This is a genomic window from Nocardioides asiaticus, assembly GCF_040049175.1.
Lineage (GTDB): Bacteria > Actinomycetota > Actinomycetes > Propionibacteriales > Nocardioidaceae > Nocardioides > Nocardioides cheoyonin.
This window is the reverse complement of sequence record NZ_JBDZDM010000001.1, coordinates 670,343-686,477: the sequence shown is the minus strand read 5'-3', so window position 1 is coordinate 686,477 and position 16,135 is coordinate 670,343. Positions and strand designations below refer to the sequence as shown.

Sequence of the window (16,135 nt, the reverse complement as noted above, 5' to 3'; positions counted from 1 at the left end):
CGGACGTGTCGGGGTCGCCCTGGTCGCGTCGCTCCTGTGCTCGTTCATGCTCTCCTTCGTGGCAGGGTGTGGCGGCGTGAGCGAGGAGACCTACGCCGCGCTGGAGAGGGACCGCGGCCGGGTGATCGCCTGGACCCGGGTCCTCGTCGAGGAGACCGACGGCACGCTGGCCCGCCTGGACGAGCCGGCGACAGGCAGCTACACCGGCGTCGACGCCGACGGCCCGAGCGGCGAGTCCAGCGCCTTCCGCTACGAGATCCAGGTCAGGCTCCGCGCGAGCGCCGCCGAGCCGCTCGACGCCATCGCCGAGCGGCTCGCCCGGTTCCGGCCGGTCGTCACCCAGCGGACCCGGACGGTCACGGTCAGCCACGGCGACCTCGTCGCCGACTTCGACCTGGCACCGCGGGGAGGCGCGACGGTCGTGCTCATCGTCACGGGACCGGAGACACCGATCACCACCGACCAGATGGCGGCCTGGGACGGCTGGGAGGTCGGGGTGCCGGTCGACCTGTCCTGACGTGACCTCACGGCCGGGATCGGCCCGAGACGGTCGCCGTCGTACGCCGGACCACTGGTCACATCCGTCACAGGAGTACCGGCGTGCCTCACCGGAAACTGGCACGGATCTCCTTAGCCTCGGACACGGGCGCGCCCTTCCTTCCCCGAGCCCGCGCCCAGTGAAGGCAGACGACCCATGGCGAACAGCTTCATCGGCCGTGACATGGCCGTCGACCTCGGCACCGCCAACACGCTCGTCTACGTGCGTGGCAAGGGCGTGCTCGTCGACGAGCCGAGCGTCGTCGCCCTGCACCAGAAGACCGGCGAGGTGCTCGCGGTCGGCCACGAGGCCAAGCGCATGCTGGGGCGTACGCCGGACGACATCGTCGCCATCCGCCCGCTCAAGGACGGCGTCATCGCCGACTTCGAGGCCACCGAGCAGATGCTGCGGTACTTCATCCAGCGGGTCCACCGGCGGCGCTACTTCGCGAAGCCCCGGATGGTCATCTGCGTCCCCAGCGGGATCACGGCGGTCGAGACCCGGGCGGTCAAGGAGGCCGGCTACCAGGCCGGCGCGCGCAACGTCTACATCGTGGAGGAGCCGATGGCCGCGGCGATCGGCGCCGGGCTGCCGGTCCACCTGCCCACCGGCAACATGGTCGTCGACGTCGGCGGCGGCACCACCGAGGTCGCGGTCATCTCGCTCGGCGGCATCGTCACGAGCCTCTCGGTCCAGACCGCCGGCGACGACCTCGACAACGCGATCGTCTCGTGGATGAAGAAGGAGCACGCGCTCCTGCTCGGCGAGCGCACGGCCGAGGAGGTCAAGATGACCCTCGGCTCGGCGTTCCCGCTGCCCACCGAGCCCGAGGCCGAGATCCGCGGCCGCGACATGGTCAGCGGCCTGCCCCGCACCGTCACGGTGTCGAGCGCCGACATCCGGCGGGCCATCGAGGAGCCGCTGCACGGGATCATCGACGCCGTCCGCGCGACCCTCGACCAGACCCCGCCCGAGCTCGCCGGCGACATCATGGACCGCGGCATCGTCCTCACCGGCGGCGGCGCCCTGCTGCGCGGCCTCGACGAGCGGCTCCGCCACGAGACCGGGATGCCGGTCCACCTCGCCGACGGGCCGCTCACCTCGGTCGCGCTCGGCGCAGGCCGCTGCGTGGAGGACTTCGACGCGCTCCGCGCCGTACTCGTCACCGAGACGAGGCGGTGGTGATGGCCCTCCTCAGCCCGCCCCCGCTCCGCCCCCTCACCCGGCTGCGGCCGCCCGCCGGTCGATCCGGCGAGGAGGGCCTGAACCGCCGCGGGAGCCTGCAGCCGCGGGACCCGCGCGGCCCGAAGCGCTCCACGCTGGTCGCCCTGCTGCTCGCCGGCGCCACGCTCGTCACGCTCGACCAGACGCCGGCGCTCGCCCCGGTGCGCGACCTCGCCGACGACGTGTTCGGTCCGGCCGAGTCGGCGGTCAGCGCGGTCGCCCGGCCGCTCACCGGCCTCCCCGGCTGGTTCGACAGCCGCGGGAAGCTGAAGGATCGCGTCTCGGGCCTGGAGGCCGAGAACGCCGAGCTGCGCCAGAAGCTGCACGCGACCGACTTCGGCCGCAACCGGCTGGAGGAGTACGAGGGCCTGACGCAGTCGGCGGAGAACCTCGGCTACAGCCTCGTTCCCGCTCGGGTCGTCGCCTACGGCCCGGCGCAGTCCTTCACCCGAACCGTTACGATCGACGCCGGCTCCGAGGCCGGCATCTCCGCGGACATGACCGTCGTCAGCGCCGACGGCCTGGTCGGCCGCGTCCTCCGGGTCAGCCGTACGACGGCGACGGTGCTGCTCATCGTCGACGCCGACTCCGTCGTCGGGGGACGGGTCGGAGACTCGATGCAGGTCGGCTTCGTGCACGGCTCCGGCGTGATCGCCCGCAAGAGCGGCCTGGACCTCGAGCTGGTCGACCAGTCGGTCGCGCCGGTCAAGGGCGAGGAGGTCGTGACCTGGGGCAACGGCCAGGCCGCGCCGTACGTCTCCGGCGTGCCGATCGGCCGCGTGACCGGCGTCTTCGCGAGCGTCCGTGACTCCTCGCGCACCGTCCGGGTGCAGCCGTACGTCGACTTCGGCGCCCTCGACGTCGTCGGCGTCGTCGTCCCGGCCGGCACCCACGGCGACCGGGCCGTGATCGAGTCGGACGGGAGCCTGGGATGAGGGGGACGCGATGACCTGGCCGACCTCGACGGCGCTGCGCAACGTGATCGCGGTGGCGCTCGTCGTCCTCGCGCTGCTGCTCCAGGTGAGCGTGTTCAGCGCGTTCGCGTGGGACGGCGTCGTCCCGGACCTGGTCCTGCTGGTGGTCGTCGCGGGCGCACTCGCCCGCGGCGGGCAGTTCGGCATGGTGCTCGGGTTCGCCGCCGGCGTGCTCCTCGACCTGGCGCCGCCGGCCGACCACACCGCCGGGCGCTGGGCGATCGCCCTGCTCCTGGTGGGATACGTCGCCGGGCTGGTCCGTCCCGACCGCCGCGAGGGCAGGCTCGGGGACCGGCTCCCGGCGATGACGGTGATGGCCACCGTCGCCGGCTGCTCGTTCGTAGGCACCAGCGTCTTCGCGCTCACCGGACTGCTGCTCCACGAGGGCTCGGACATCGGCCCGATGCTCGAGGTGGTCGGCATCAGCCTGGCGTGGGACCTGCTGCTGACCCCGTTCGTGGTGCCGTGGGCGATGGTGCTCCTGCGCCGTCTCGAGCCGGAGCGCGCCCGGGTCTGATGGCAGCGAACGACAGCCGGACCCCCGGCACCGCCCGCACCAGCCGCCTGCGTCTCATCGTCATCGAGGCGCTGGTCTTCGCACTCTTCGCCACGCTGGCGGTCAGGCTCTACTACCTGCAGGTCGCGCACGGGCCGACGTATCAGGCGCAGGCCGCCTCCCAGTCGGTCCGCGAGGTCGTCCAGCAGCCGGTGCGCGGACTGATCGTCGACGACCAGGGGGTCCCGCTCGTCACCAACCGCACCTCGTGGGTCGTGAGCATCGACAAGACGGTGCTGGAGAAGCTCGACGCGAAGGACCGCAGGACGCTGCTGCTCCGGGTCGGCTCGGTCGTCCACGTGCGCGAGAAGAAGATCGAGAAGACCCTCGCGGACTGGAACGGCTCGCAGTACCAGCCGGTCCCGGTCGCCTCCGACGTCAAGCAGAAGGTCGCGCTCCAGATCCTCGAGCAGCCCGAGGACTACCCGGGCGTCCTCGCCCAGAAGCAGACCGTCCGCGCCTACCCGCACCCCTACGGCGTCAACGCCGCCGACGTGCTCGGCTATCTCTCGCCGATCACCGGGAAGGAGTACGCCAGCGCGAAGAAGGCCGGCGACGAGTCGCTCAACAACACCTCCGTCGTCGGCCGGGCCGGCGTCGAGAAGGAGTACGACGAGTGGCTGCGCGGCATGCCCGGCTACACCTCGGTCACGGTCGACTCGCTCGGCCGGCAGATCGGCGAGGGTCAGTCGGTCGCCGCCCAGCCCGGCGACACGCTCGTCACCAGCATCGACGCCAAGCTGCAGGGGCTGGTCGAGCGCCAGCTGCACCAGACGATCCGGACCGCCCGGCACACCTACGACGAGGTCACGCACAAGAACTACGTCGCCGACTCGGGCGCGGTCGTGGTGATGGAGGCGAAGACGGGTCGCGTCGTCGCGATGGCCAGCCAGCCGACGTACGACCCCTCGGAGTGGGTCGGCGGGATCAGCCAGAAGGAGCTCGACCGGCTCTACTCCAAGAAGGCCGGCTACCCGCTGGTCAGCCGGGCCACGCAGGGGCAGTACGCACCCGGGTCGACGTGGAAGCCCTTCATGACCGCCGGGGCGCTGAGCGACGACCTCACCCCCGACACCCGGCTGGGCTGCACCTCCGGCCTGCAGATCGGCAACCGGTTCTTCAAGAACTACGAGTCCGAGTCGTACGGCGACATCTCCTTCGCCGAGGCGCTCAACGTCTCCTGCGACACGTTCTTCTACCGGGTCGGCCTGCACTTCTGGAACAGGTACGGCAGCGACCCCGCCAACGCGAAGGCGAAGGACCCGCTCGCGAGCGCCGCGCACACCTTCGGCTTCGGTGAGCCGACCGGCATCGACGTGCCCGGCGAGGCCAGCGGCCGGGTCGGCGACCGGGTCTGGCGGGCCGACTACTTCAAGGCCATGAAGGGCTACTACTGCCGGATGGACAGGAAGGGGACCGCGCCGGACGCCTACCTCAAGCTGTTCGCCCACGAGTTCTGTCTCGAGGGCAACTACTTCCGCCAGGGCGACGCCGCGAACTTCACCATCGGCCAGGGCGACACGATGGTGACCCCGCTCCAGCTCGCGAGGGCGTACGCCGCGATGTCCAACGGGGGCACCGTCTACGCGCCGACGGTCGGCAAGGCTATCGTCGGCGCCGACGGGACGGTCCTGAAGCGGATCAAGCCCAAGGTCGTCGGCCACGCGAAGGTGAGCAAGAAGGCCATCGACTACGTCAACACCGCCCTCCTCGGCACCCCCAAGGTCCAGGCCTGGAACGGCACCCTGGCCTGGAAGTTCAACGGCTTCCCGCTCGACCAGATCCACCTGCGCGGCAAGACCGGGTCGGCCGAGGTCAACGGCAAGCAGTCGACCAGCTGGGTCGCGACGTACGACAAGAACTACGTGGTCGTGATGATGGTCAGCCAGGGCGGCACCGGGTCCGGCACCTCCGGTCCGGCGGTGCGCAAGATCTGGGAGGCGCTGTACGGCGTCGAGGGCTCCACGGTGAACCCCGACAAGGCGCTCATCCCCGGCACCACCGAGCCGAAGGCGCTCCCAGTCTTCGGCAAGGACGGGTCGATTCTCCCGCCCCACGCCCGCAAGAAGGGGAAGCGATGACGCCCGCGACCGCCCGGCTGCTGCGCCGCGCCACCCGCCTCGACTGGGTCCTGATGGGCGCCGTGCTGCTGCTCCTGCTGCTCGGCTCGCTGCTCGTCTGGTCGGCGACCGCTCACCGTGAGGCGCTCGAGGGCGGCGACCCGACGGCGTACCTCCGCCGCCACCTCGTCAACATCGCCATCGGGCTCGGGCTGCTCGCGCTCGTCCTCGCCACCGACCACCGGTGGGTGCGGATCGTGGCGCCGGCCGTCTACCTGCTCTCACTGGTCGGGCTGGTCCTCGTGCTGGTGGCCGGGGAGACGATCAACGGCTCGCAGTCGTGGCTGGACGTGCTCGGCATGTCGGTCCAGCCCTCGGAGTTCGCCAAGCTCGCCGTCGTCATCGGGATGGCGCTGGTGCTCGCCGAGCGCACCGAGGGGCGGTGGCGGAGCCGGGTCGGCTCCGGCGACGTGGTCGCGATGCTGCTCGTGGCCGGGATCCCCGCGGTGCTCATCGTCATGCAGCCCGACCTCGGCACGCTGCTGGTCCTGACCGCGACGGTCTTCGGCGTCCTCGGGGCGGCCGGCACCCCACGGCGCTGGCTCGGACTGCTCGCGGTCGGCGGCGTCGCCGCGGCGGCGGCGGTGGTCGCCGGCGGGCTGCTCAAGGACTACCAGCTGCACCGCTTCATGGCGTTCACCGACCCCGGCCTCGACCCGCGCGGCGCGGGCTACAACGTGCAGCAGGCCCGGATCGCGATCGGCGACGGCGGGCTGTTCGGGCAGGGGCTGTTCCACGGCTCCCAGACCCGGGCCGGCTTCGTGCCCGAGCAGCACACCGACTTCATCTTCACCGTGGCGGGGGAGGAGCTCGGCCTCGTCGGGTCGGCCGTCCTGATCGGGCTGCTGCTCGTCGTGCTCTGGCGCGCCCTGCGCATCGCCGCCCGTACCGACGACCTCTTCGGCCGGGTCGCGGCGGCCGGGATCGCCTGCTGGTTCGGCTTCCAGGCGTTCCAGAACATCGGGATGTGCCTCGGGATCATGCCGGTGACCGGCGTACCCCTCCCGCTGGTGTCCTACGGCGGCTCCTCGATGTTCGCCTCGCTCCTCGCGGTCGGCCTGCTGCAGAACATCCACGTGCGCGCGACCGCCCCGGCCGCCGTACGCCGGGCCGCCGCCGCGCGGCCGCTCGTGCTGCGCTGACGAACCGGACATCATCCGCGGCTGCTGGTGCACGTGGTTCCACACCATGTCCGCCGACAAGGAGCGCACCGTCGAGGCGAACCGCGCCCTCAAGCAGCGCCTCGTCGAGGAGGGCCGCGCCCACGCGGCGGTCGTCTTCGACGGCGACACCGCGGTCGGGTGGTGCCAGTACGGCTCGCCCGCCGAGCTGCCGGACATCTACCACCGCAGGGAGTACGACGCGGGACTGACTAGCCCGCCGGCGTACCGCATCACCTGCTTCTTCGTGGACCGGCGCTACCGGCGCAAGGCCGTCCCCGCCCTGGCGCTCCGAGGCGCCCTCGACCTCATCGCCGAGGCGGGGGGCGGGACCGTCGAGGGCTACCCGCACGACCTGCAGGGCAAGAAGACCTCCGCGTCGTTCCTCTACAACGGCACCCGGACCCTCTTCGAGCAGGCCGGGTTCAGCTACGACCGCCCGAACGGCAAGAGCAACTGCGTCATGACCGCGACGGTCGCCGCGCGCTGACCTCGCCCGGGTGTCGGAGCCGCCCCTCACGTCCGTCGGTGGAATCTGATGCTGCCGTCGGGGTGTCTCGTCAGGGTGTATGCCGGGTTGTGGGCGAGTCCGTGGTGGTGTCGGCAGAAGAGGACGGCGTTGTTCATGTCGGAGAGGCCGCCGGTGGCCCAGGGGTGGAGGTGGTGGGCGTCGGTCCAGGGGGCGGGGACCTCGCAGCCGTCGACCGCGCAGGTCGGGTATCTGATTCGGAGGGCTTTGCGTTGGGCGGGGGTGAAGAGCCGGGTTTTGCGGCCGAGGTCCAGCACTTCGCTGTGGGTGTCGAGGACGGCGGGGATGATGCCGGCGGTGCAGGCGAGTCGGCGGGCCTCGGCGGCGGAGATCTCGGTGCCGTTGACGCCGCCGTCGCTGCCGATGGATGCCGAACCCAGCTCGCTGTTGAGCTGGTTGACGTCGATGGTGACGATGAGGGTGGTGGCGTCGCCGCCGTGATGGGGCAGGGTGTCGGGGTCGATCCGCTCGAGCATCTGGGTGAACGCGGTGCCGAGGAGCCGGTCGTAGGGGACGGTCTTGCCGCGTTCGGCGAGCTGGGCGAGGCGGGGTTGGGTGAAGGCGTCGAGGTAGGTCTTCAACCGGACCCCGGCCGCCCTGGGCAGCCGGCCGCGGAGGAGGACGTGCCGTCGCCGGGGTCGGTGATGGTCAGGGAGGTCCGCCGGTGGGCCCTCTCCTCCTCGGCGAGCAGTCTCTTGCCGAGCTCGGTCTCGGCGCGGTGGGGGTCGAGGACCTCGAGCAGGTGGGCCCCGACCCTGCGGAGCCGGGCCGGGTCGAGCCGTGCTGCTTCGTCGACCATCACCTGCTCGGCCTTCGCGACCTCGCCGGGGGTGAGGTCGTCGGGCAGCGCCTGGAGGGCTCGGGCGATCACGCGGGCCTGGTCGACCGACACGGTGCCGTCGGCCAGCGCGGCGGCCAGCACCTCGTACCGGTCGAGTGCTTTGGCGAGCTTGAGGTCGGCGCGAGCGGCGCGGTGGTCGGCACGCAGGGCGTCGGCCCACCAGGCGCCCACATCTCGGGCGCCGGTCTGCTCGGCGACCGGCCCGGCCGACGCCATCACCCGCAGCCGCAGTGCGGTGGTCTGGGCCTCGAGGGCGGCCAGCTCCCGCAGCGTCGCCTCGACCTCGTCGGGCCGCGGGAACAGCCCGGTCAGGTGGCTGGCGCGGGCGACCTCGCGGCGGGCGTGCCGCACCGAGGCGAGCACCGCCGGCGCCGGTGTCAGCTCGGCCATGACACACCTCCTCGGGTCCGAGACCGGTTTCGATCTGGTGTTCCCAAAGCTAGCGGCGACCACCGACAGTTCCGGTCCGGCCGTCCACACCGGCCCAGCCGGCCGGCGGGCATGGGCCCAAGCACGCCGGCGATGACTGTGTTGGTCTCGACGCCGGCTTGCTAGCGCACGCCGGGCTCGACCAACGAGGGGGGCTCGACCGACGGGCCACGAGCGACCGAGGGCACCGGCGACCGATGACAACTGTCATGGTTGTTTAACCGGGCCTCAGCATCCTCGATTAGTTTGGTGCCCGATGAGCACGAGCGCCGCTGCGCCGGGTCACGCGGGCCCCGGCGAATACAGCCACAAGCAGATCGTCACGATCCTCACCGGCCTTCTCCTCGGGATGTTCCTCGGGGCGCTGGACCAGACGATCGTGTCGACGTCGATCCGGACGATCGCCGACGACCTGCACGGTCTGGACGTCCAGGCGTGGGTGACGACGGCGTACCTCATCACCGCGACGATCACGACGCCGATCTACGGCAAGCTCGGCGACCTGTGGGGCCGCAAGAAGCTCTTCATGTTCGCGATCAGCGTGTTCATCGTCGGCTCGGCGCTGTGCACGTTCGCGCAGTCGATGTACGAGCTGGCGGCGTTCCGCGCGTTCCAGGGCCTCGGCGCGGGCGGGCTGTTCACGCTCGTGCTGGCCATCGTGGGAGACATCGTCTCGCCGCGGGAGCGGGCGAAGTACACCGGCTACTTCATGGCGACCTTCGGTACGTCGAGCGTGCTCGGGCCGGTTATCGGCGGCTTCTTCGCCGGTACCGACTCGATCGCCGGGATCGCCGGCTGGCGCTGGGTGTTCCTCGTCAACGTCCCGATTGGCATCCTGGCCCTGATCGTCATCTTCCGGACACTCCACGTGCACCACGAGCGGCGCAACGTCCGCGTCGACTGGCCGGGCGCGCTCGCGCTGATCATCTGCCTGGTGCCGCTGCTGACCGTTGCCGAGCAGGGTCGCACCTGGGGCTGGGGTTCGGGCCGCAGTGTCGTCTGCTTCGTCATCGGAGCGGTCGGTCTGCTGCTGTTCGTCGGCGCCGAGGCGAAGATGGGCGACGCGGCACTCATCCCGCTGCGACTGTTCCGGATCGAGCCCGCAGCGGTGACGATCGCCGCCAACCTGCTGGTCGGCGCCGCGCTGTTCGGCGGGATGATGATCCTGCCGCTCTACATGCAGATCGTCCACGGGGCGACGCCGACCGAGTCGGGCTTCCTCATGCTGCCGCTCGTCGCGGGGCTGATGTCCGCCGCGCTGATCTCCGGCAAGCTGATCTCCAAGACCGGCAAGACCCGGATCTACCCGGTCGTGGGCTCGGCGATCATGACCGTCGGGCTGCTGCTCCTCAGCCGGATCACCGCCGACACCAACCTCGTGCTCGTGATGGCGGCGATGCTCGTCGTCGGCTTCGGCATCGGCAACTGCATGCAGCCCCTCATCCTCACCATCCAGTCGGCCGTGCCGCCGCAGGAGATCGGCGTCGCGACCGCCTCGGCGACGTTCTTCCGCCAGATCGGCGGCACGCTCGGCGTGGCGGTCTTCCTCTCGATGCTGTTCTCGTCGGTCCAGGGCAACATCGTCGACGCCTTCCGCGACGCCTCGAACGACTCCGCCTTCACGACCGCGGCCGCGCAGGCGCAGGAGTCCGGTCGCGCCGCGGGTGAGGCGAAGTCCAAGCTGCCGGTCGACGCGGAGTTCGTCAACGAGCTGCGGATCCTCGAGTGTCAGCAGCACAACCAGCACTGCCCGGCGATGCCGAAGAACGGCGTCTTCGCCACCGTCACCTCCGACTCCTCGGTGATCAACTCGCTCGACTCGCGGCTCGCCCACCCGTTCAAGGTCGGCTTCGCGACCTCGATGTCGCGCGTCTTCCTCGCCGCCGGCGGTGTCGGCCTGCTCGCCTTCCTCGTCCTGCTGATGCTCCCCGAGGTCGAGCTGCGTCAGACCTCGGCGTCGGCGGCCGCCCGCGCGCAGGCGCAGGCGGGGGAGCCTGCAGTCCCGGCCGAGAAGGACTGACCGCCGGGTTTCGTGCCGCGGTCGCGGGCCGTCGTACGCTTGAACGACGTCCTTCCCCGACCCAACCGTTGAGGTGTCAGCAGTGCCCGTCGCCACGCGCGATCTCGACCGCGAGCCGGAGTCCGTCTTCCCCCGTCTCGAGCCGCGTCTGGCCCTGGTCTCGAAGCCGGTCCAGTACGTCGGCGGTGAGCTCAACGCCACCGTCAAGGAGTGGAGCTGCGCCCCCGAGGGCGAGACCGTCCGCTGGGCGCTCATGTATCCCGACGCCTACGAGGTCGGGCTGCCCAACCAGGGCGTCCAGATCCTCTACGAGGTGCTCAACGAGCGCGACTGGATCCTCGCCGAGCGGACGTACGCCGTCTGGCCCGACCTCGAGAGGATCATGCGCGAGGGCGACGAGCAGGGCCCGATCCCGCAGTTCACCGTCGACAGCCACCGGCCGGTGCGGGCCTTCGACCTGCTCGGCCTGAGCTTCTCGACCGAGCTCGGCTACACCAACATGCTCACCGCGCTCGACCTCGCCGGGATCCCGCTGCACGCCACGGACCGAACCGACGAGGACCCGATCGTGATCGCCGGCGGCCACGCGGCCTTCAACCCCGAGCCGATCGCGGACTTCCTCGACGCCGCCGTCCTCGGCGACGGCGAGGAGGTCGTGCTCAAGATCTCCGAGGTGACCGCTGAGTGGAAGGCCGAGGACCGGCCCGGTGGCCGCGACGAGCTGCTCCGCCGGCTCGCGGTGAGCGGCGCGGTCTACGTGCCGAAGTTCTACGACGTCGCCTACGACTGCGAGGGGCGGATCGAGGCCGTCGTACCCAACCGTCCCGACGTGCCGTGGCGGGTCCGCAAGCACACCCTGATGGACCTCGACGCGTGGCCCTACCCGCGCAACCCGCTGGTGCCGCTCGCCGAGACCGTCCACGAGCGGTTCAGCGTCGAGATCTTCCGCGGCTGCACCCGCGGCTGCCGGTTCTGCCAGGCGGGGATGATCACGCGCCCGGTGCGGGAACGGTCCATCACCACCATCGGGGACATGGTCGAGAACGGCATCCGCAAGTCCGGCTTCGAGGAGGTCGGCCTGCTGTCGCTGTCGAGCGCCGACCACACCGAGATCGGCGACATCGCGACCGGGCTCGCCGATCGCTACGAGGGCTCCAACGTCTCGCTGTCGCTGCCGTCGACCCGGGTCGACGCCTTCAACATCACGCTCGCCAACGAGTTCTCCCGCAACGGACGGCGCTCCGGGCTCACCTTCGCGCCCGAGGGCGGCAGCGAGCGGATGCGCAAGGTCATCAACAAGATGGTGACCGAGGAGGACCTGATCCGGACCGTCGCCACGGCGTACTCCCACGGCTGGCGTCAGGTGAAGCTCTACTTCATGTGCGGGCTCCCCACCGAGACCGACGAGGACGTCCTCGCGATCGCCGACCTCGCCAAGAAGGTCATCGCCAAGGGGCGCGAGGTCTCCGGCCGCAACGACATCCGCTGCACCGTCTCCATCGGCGGGTTCGTGCCCAAGCCGCACACGCCGTTCCAGTGGGCGGCCCAGCTCGACCACGAGACCACCGACGTCAGGCTCGCCAAGCTCCGCGAGGTGGTCCGCGCCGACAAGCGGTTCGGCCGCGCCATCGGCTTCCGCTACCACGACGGCAAGCCCGGCATCATCGAGGGACTGCTCTCGCGCGGCGACCGCCGTGTGGGCGCGGTCATCGAGGAGGTCTGGCGCGACGGCGGCCGCTTCGACGGCTGGAGCGAGCACTTCTCGTACGACCGCTGGGTGGCCGCCTGCGAGACGGCCCTCGCCGGCACCGGCGTCGACCTCGACTGGTACACCACCCGCGAGCGCGACCTCGACGAGATCCTGCCCTGGGACCACCTCGACTCCGGCCTCGACAAGGACTGGCTCTGGGCCGACTGGGAGGACGCGCTCGCCGCCGCCGACGGGGAGGACATCGAGGTCGAGGACTGCCGCTGGACGCCGTGCTACGACTGCGGCGTCTGCCCCGAGATGGGCACCGAGATCCAGATCGGCCCCACCGGCCGCAAGCTGCTGCCGCTGAGCGTGGTCTGAGGCTGAGGCCTCGGGCCGCGGCTGCACAACCGTGCAGACGTGGGGAAGCGCGGGCAGTCCGGGCGAGCGGAGCCGTCATTTCGGCACACCTGCGGGATTGTGTCAGTCCGCGTGCTCGGCGGTGGATGCATTAAGAACAGCGACTTAGTGTGGTTATGCTGGCGGCATGACGCTCGAGTTCCTCTGGTACATCCCGAACACCGTCGAGTCCGGCCACCGCGGCGACGACACCACCGACGACAGCTGGGGGACCCTGGACTACTCGGTGGACCTGGCACACCGCTGTGAGCGGGCGGGCTGGGGCGGCGCGCTGATCGGGACCGGCTGGGGCCGCCCGGACACCTTCACCGTCGGGACCGCCCTCGCGGCGCACACGACGACGTTCAAGCCGCTGGCCGCCGTACGTCCCGGCTACTGGCAGCCGGCGCAGTTCGCGACGGCCGCGGCGACGCTCGACCACCTCACCGGTGGCCGACTTCTGGTCAACGTCGTCAGCGGGCAGGACAACCCGGCGGCGTACGGCGACCCGGAGGCCGACCAGCCCACGCGCTACGCGCGCACGACCGAGTTCATGCAGCTCGTACGCCGGCTGTGGACCGAGGACGACGTGACCTTCAAGGGCGACCACTACTGGGTGGAGCACGCCACCCTTGCGCTGCGGCCGTACGTCGACGGCGACCGCCTTCACCCGACGCTGTACTTCGGCGGCGCCTCGCCGGCCGCGGAGCTCACCGCGGCGGAGGAGGCCGACGTCCAGCTCTTCTGGGGAGAGCCGCTGGACGGCATCGCCGAGCGGGTCGGCCGGCTCAAGGCCCTCGAGGCGAAGGCCGACCACCGGGCCAAGCCGCTGGAGTACGGGCTGCGCATCACGACCCTGGTGCGCGACACGACCGAGGAGGCGTGGCGGGACGCCGAGGCGAAGGTCGTGAAGTTCGCCGAGAACGCCGACATGTGGCAGGGCAACCGCCACAAGGGCAATGCCGTCGGCCAGAAGCGGCTGCTCGACCTCCAACAGCGCGGCGACGTGCTCGACACCTGCCTCTACACCGTGCCCGGCAAGGTCGGCGGTGGTGGCGCCGGCACGACCTGGCTCGTGGGGTCGGCCGACGACGTGGCCGAGGCGCTGGCGGCGTACCACCGCCTGGGCGTCAGCCACTTCATCCTCTCCGACACGCCGTACCGCGACGAGATCGCCCGGGTCGGCACCTCGGTCATCCCGCGACTGCGGGATCTGGTCGGCGAGACGGTGCCGGTCTGAGGTCAGACACGCGTCCGCCGAGGCGGCTCAGGTGCCGCAGCCTGCCTGCGACCACAGCGCGTAGCCGACCCGGAGCGCCCGGTGGTCCGAGACCGCCGAGGGCCGCACCTGCGCTGTGAGCGGCCGGAGCCAGGAGTTGTGGAGCAGGTAGTCGATGCGGAGGTGGTGCCGGCCGCCGTGGGTGGCGCCGGGACCGGTGCCGACCTCGGCCCAGCTGTCCCTCAGGAAGCCGGTCGCGATGCGCAGGACGTCGCTCCCGGGGACGGAGTTGAGGTCGCCGCCGAGGACCACCGGGTGGTCGACGCCCGCCAGCAGCTGCCGGACGCGGAGCATCTGCAGCCGTCGCGCGGTGGCCGAGGTGTTCTCGAGGTGGGTGTCGTAGATGTCCACCTGCTGTCCCGAGACCGAGATCCGGGCCAGGAGCAGTCCGCGCTGCTGGGTGCCCGCGGGCCGGGGTAGCGGAACGTTCTTCGTCTCCTCGATGGGATAGCGGGAGAGGATCGCGGTGCCGTACTGCCCGACGGCGCCGTGGCGGACGTTGAAGCCGAACGCCGAGGTCATGCCGAGGCGCTTGCCGAGGACGCCGGGTACGTCGAGGTCGCCGCTGCGACTGCGGAACCTGTCGACCTCCTGCAGGAGTACGACGTCGGGCCGGGCCGCCTCGATCTCGGCGGCGATGCGGTCGAGGTCGAACCGGTGCGGCGCCGTGACGCGTACGCCGCCGTGGATGTTGAACGTCATCACCGTGAGCGCCAGCGGCGACAGGCAGCCCGGGAGGGTGGGCAGCATCGACGGGTCGAGGCTCGGCGGGCCCGATGCGCTGCGCGAGGGCGTACGGCTCGCTCCGCCGGTGGCCGCCGACGAGCCGGAGGCCGCCGACGAGCCGGGGGGTGCGGGAGAGCCGGGGAGCCCGGGAGCGCTCGTGCCGGGCGACGGCGTCGGGGCGGGGCCGGCCTGCTCGGGACCGCCGGTCGTACGGAAGAGGACGACCGCGCCGATCAGGACCAGCACCGCGCCGAGGACGAGGGCCGGGGCGAGGTCGCGCCAGCGGACGCGCGCGCCCGGCACGGGCAGGTCGCGCCGCCGGAGCGCGCGGCCCAGGCGGCGGCCCAGCCCGCGGAGCAGGCGGACCAGGGCGTTCACGACGCGGTCACGGGTGTCCGGGACCGCAGCTCGTCCTCGATGTGCAGCCCGCGGCCGACGTACAGGGCCAGGAGGATGTGGGGGGCCTCGAGGAGCGCGAGCGCCACCAGCGGCCAGGTCCAGCCGCCGGTGGCGTCGTGGAGGAGGCCGACCCCGAACGGACCGATGACCGCGAGGCAGTAGCCGAGGGCCTGGGTGACGCTGGAGAGCGCCGCCGTGCCGGCCGGCGTCCGGCTGCGCAGACCGATCAGCACGAGGGCCAGCGGGAACGCCACGGTGCCGACGCCGAGCGCCAGCGCCGCGGGGATCGCCAGCGCGTGCGGGGCGACCAGCAGGCCGGTGTACCCCAGCGGGAAGCAGCAGCAGACGCCGATCACGAGCGCCCGTGGATCGCGCGCCCAGGCGGCCGCGGCGGGGACGAAGAGCGAGAGCGGGATCGCGGTCGCAGCGACCAGGCCGACGAGGAGGCCCGCCCGGCCGGCGGAGTAGCCGGCGTCGCGCCAGAGCGTCGCGAACCATCCGAAGATGGCGTACGCCTGCAGCGACTGGATCCCGAAGAATCCCGCCATCGCGAGGCCGAGGCGGCTGCGCGCGACGTCGACGACGCGGATCGTCTTCGCCGGCGGCGGGCCGGACCGGTCATGGCGTACGAGGCCGAGCCACGGGACGGCGGCGAGGACCGCGAGGACGCCCCAGACGGCGAGGCCGGTGCGCCAGCCACCGCGACCGGTCGAGACCGGCACGGTGAGGACGAGGGCCATCGTCAGGCTGACCGCGATGACGGTCGAGTAGAGCGCGGTGACCGGGCCGATCCGGTCCGGGAAGTGCCGCTTGACCAGGGACGGCAGGAGGACGTTGGCGACCGCCATCCCGGCCAGCGCCACCGCCGAGAGCCCGAGGAAGACCAGGTCGTTGGACGCGAGCGCGCGCGAGAACAGCCCGACCGCGATCGCGAAGAGCGACAGCAGCGTCGCGCGGTGGATGCCGAACAGCCGGGAGAACAGCGGCGCCATCGCACCGAAGACCGCGAACGCCAGCACCGGCAGCGAGGTGAGGACCGACGCCAGCTGCGTCGACATCCCCAGCGACCGGCGTACCTCCTCGAGGACCGGACCCACGCTCACCGCAGCGGGGCGCAGGTTGAGCGCCAGCAGCATGATCCCGGTGAGGAGGAGGGCGGCGGACGTCGTACGGCGGTTCACTGTCGGCATCCTCGCACCAGCCCTCATCGGGGCGCGGAGCGGCTCGCGGGTCTCCCCAAGATGAGGTCGC

At 71.6% G+C, this 16,135-nt stretch carries 14 protein-coding genes; 10 read left to right on the top strand and 4 right to left on the bottom strand.

Features of this window, described 5'->3' with window-relative positions; genetic code table 11:
- The first annotated feature begins 76 nt into the window (after positions 1–76).
- The 7 genes from ABLE53_RS03280 (at position 77) to ABLE53_RS03250 (ending at position 7,062) form a co-directional block, all read left to right on the top strand.
- Positions 77–517: a hypothetical protein gene (locus ABLE53_RS03280; protein WP_348857191.1), complete on the top strand. Its 441-nt coding sequence runs from the start codon at positions 77–79 to the stop codon at positions 515–517.
- A gap of 177 nt (positions 518–694) precedes the next feature.
- Positions 695–1,723 carry a rod shape-determining protein gene (locus ABLE53_RS03275; RefSeq protein ID WP_348857190.1) on the top strand — a complete coding sequence of 343 codons (1,029 nt, stop codon included), beginning with the start codon at positions 695–697 and terminating at the stop codon, positions 1,721–1,723.
- Positions 1,723–2,697, top strand: a complete 975-nt coding sequence (mreC, locus tag ABLE53_RS03270; protein ID WP_348857189.1) for a rod shape-determining protein MreC — start codon at positions 1,723–1,725, stop codon at positions 2,695–2,697. The genes ABLE53_RS03275 and mreC overlap by 1 nt, the downstream gene beginning before the upstream one ends.
- Before the next feature lie 10 nt (positions 2,698–2,707).
- A complete protein-coding gene (mreD, locus tag ABLE53_RS03265; RefSeq protein WP_348857187.1) occupies positions 2,708–3,253 on the top strand; it encodes a rod shape-determining protein MreD in 546 nt (181 codons plus the stop codon).
- Positions 3,253–5,373 (top strand): penicillin-binding protein 2, encoded by a 2,121-nt coding sequence (gene mrdA / locus ABLE53_RS03260; protein WP_348857184.1) that lies wholly within the window; start codon positions 3,253–3,255, stop codon positions 5,371–5,373. Before mreD ends, mrdA begins: the two co-directional genes overlap by 1 nt.
- Positions 5,370–6,554, top strand: a complete 1,185-nt coding sequence (rodA, locus tag ABLE53_RS03255) for a rod shape-determining protein RodA (RefSeq protein WP_348857183.1) — start codon at positions 5,370–5,372, stop codon at positions 6,552–6,554. Before mrdA ends, rodA begins: the two co-directional genes overlap by 4 nt.
- Before the next feature lie 46 nt (positions 6,555–6,600).
- A complete protein-coding gene (locus ABLE53_RS03250; protein ID WP_348857181.1) occupies positions 6,601–7,062 on the top strand; it encodes a GNAT family N-acetyltransferase in 462 nt (153 codons plus the stop codon).
- 26 nt (positions 7,063–7,088) lie between these two features.
- Here the strand turns inward: ABLE53_RS03250 and ABLE53_RS03245 are convergent, their stop codons facing one another.
- Both ABLE53_RS03245 and ABLE53_RS03240 read right to left on the bottom strand, forming a co-directional pair.
- Entirely contained in the window at positions 7,089–7,682 is a 594-nt protein-coding gene (locus tag ABLE53_RS03245) for an HNH endonuclease signature motif containing protein (RefSeq protein ID WP_348857179.1), read from the bottom strand.
- A complete protein-coding gene (locus ABLE53_RS03240; RefSeq protein ID WP_348857178.1) occupies positions 7,679–8,332 on the bottom strand; it encodes a DUF222 domain-containing protein in 654 nt (217 codons plus the stop codon). Before ABLE53_RS03240 ends, ABLE53_RS03245 begins: the two co-directional genes overlap by 4 nt.
- Positions 8,333–8,627: 295 nt before the next feature.
- On the opposite strand from ABLE53_RS03240, the gene ABLE53_RS03235 reads away from it, so the two are divergent.
- From ABLE53_RS03235 to ABLE53_RS03225, 3 genes are all read left to right on the top strand, one after another.
- Complete coding sequence (locus ABLE53_RS03235) at positions 8,628–10,391, top strand: MDR family MFS transporter (RefSeq protein ID WP_348857177.1); 1,764 nt, start codon at positions 8,628–8,630, stop codon at positions 10,389–10,391.
- A gap of 82 nt (positions 10,392–10,473) precedes the next feature.
- The gene (locus ABLE53_RS03230) at positions 10,474–12,462 is read left to right on the top strand and encodes a TIGR03960 family B12-binding radical SAM protein (protein ID WP_348857176.1); all 1,989 of its coding nucleotides are present in this window, start codon (positions 10,474–10,476) and stop codon (positions 12,460–12,462) included.
- A gap of 166 nt (positions 12,463–12,628) precedes the next feature.
- The gene (locus ABLE53_RS03225) at positions 12,629–13,720 is read left to right on the top strand and encodes an LLM class flavin-dependent oxidoreductase (protein ID WP_348857174.1); all 1,092 of its coding nucleotides are present in this window, start codon (positions 12,629–12,631) and stop codon (positions 13,718–13,720) included.
- Between the two features lie 27 nt (positions 13,721–13,747).
- Here the strand turns inward: ABLE53_RS03225 and ABLE53_RS03220 are convergent, their stop codons facing one another.
- Both ABLE53_RS03220 and ABLE53_RS03215 read right to left on the bottom strand, forming a co-directional pair.
- Complete coding sequence (locus ABLE53_RS03220) at positions 13,748–14,863, bottom strand: endonuclease/exonuclease/phosphatase family protein (RefSeq protein ID WP_348857173.1); 1,116 nt, start codon at positions 14,861–14,863, stop codon at positions 13,748–13,750.
- Positions 14,860–16,065 (bottom strand): MFS transporter, encoded by a 1,206-nt coding sequence (locus tag ABLE53_RS03215; protein ID WP_348857171.1) that lies wholly within the window; start codon positions 16,063–16,065, stop codon positions 14,860–14,862. Before ABLE53_RS03215 ends, ABLE53_RS03220 begins: the two co-directional genes overlap by 4 nt.
- Positions 16,066–16,135: the final 70 nt, after the last annotated feature.

Coding starts and splice junctions, on each gene's coding strand:
- ABLE53_RS03240 (WP_348857178.1), bottom strand. CDS start 8,332: ATGGCCGAGCTGACACCGGCGCCGGCGGTGCTCGCCTCGGTGCGGCAC.
- ABLE53_RS03275 (WP_348857190.1), top strand. CDS start 695: ATGGCGAACAGCTTCATCGGCCGTGACATGGCCGTCGACCTCGGCACC.
- ABLE53_RS03250 (WP_348857181.1), top strand. CDS start 6,601: ATGTCCGCCGACAAGGAGCGCACCGTCGAGGCGAACCGCGCCCTCAAG.
- mreD (WP_348857187.1), top strand. CDS start 2,708: ATGACCTGGCCGACCTCGACGGCGCTGCGCAACGTGATCGCGGTGGCG.
- rodA (WP_348857183.1), top strand. CDS start 5,370: ATGACGCCCGCGACCGCCCGGCTGCTGCGCCGCGCCACCCGCCTCGAC.
- ABLE53_RS03235 (WP_348857177.1), top strand. CDS start 8,628: ATGAGCACGAGCGCCGCTGCGCCGGGTCACGCGGGCCCCGGCGAATAC.
- mrdA (WP_348857184.1), top strand. CDS start 3,253: ATGGCAGCGAACGACAGCCGGACCCCCGGCACCGCCCGCACCAGCCGC.
- mreC (WP_348857189.1), top strand. CDS start 1,723: ATGGCCCTCCTCAGCCCGCCCCCGCTCCGCCCCCTCACCCGGCTGCGG.
- ABLE53_RS03225 (WP_348857174.1), top strand. CDS start 12,629: ATGACGCTCGAGTTCCTCTGGTACATCCCGAACACCGTCGAGTCCGGC.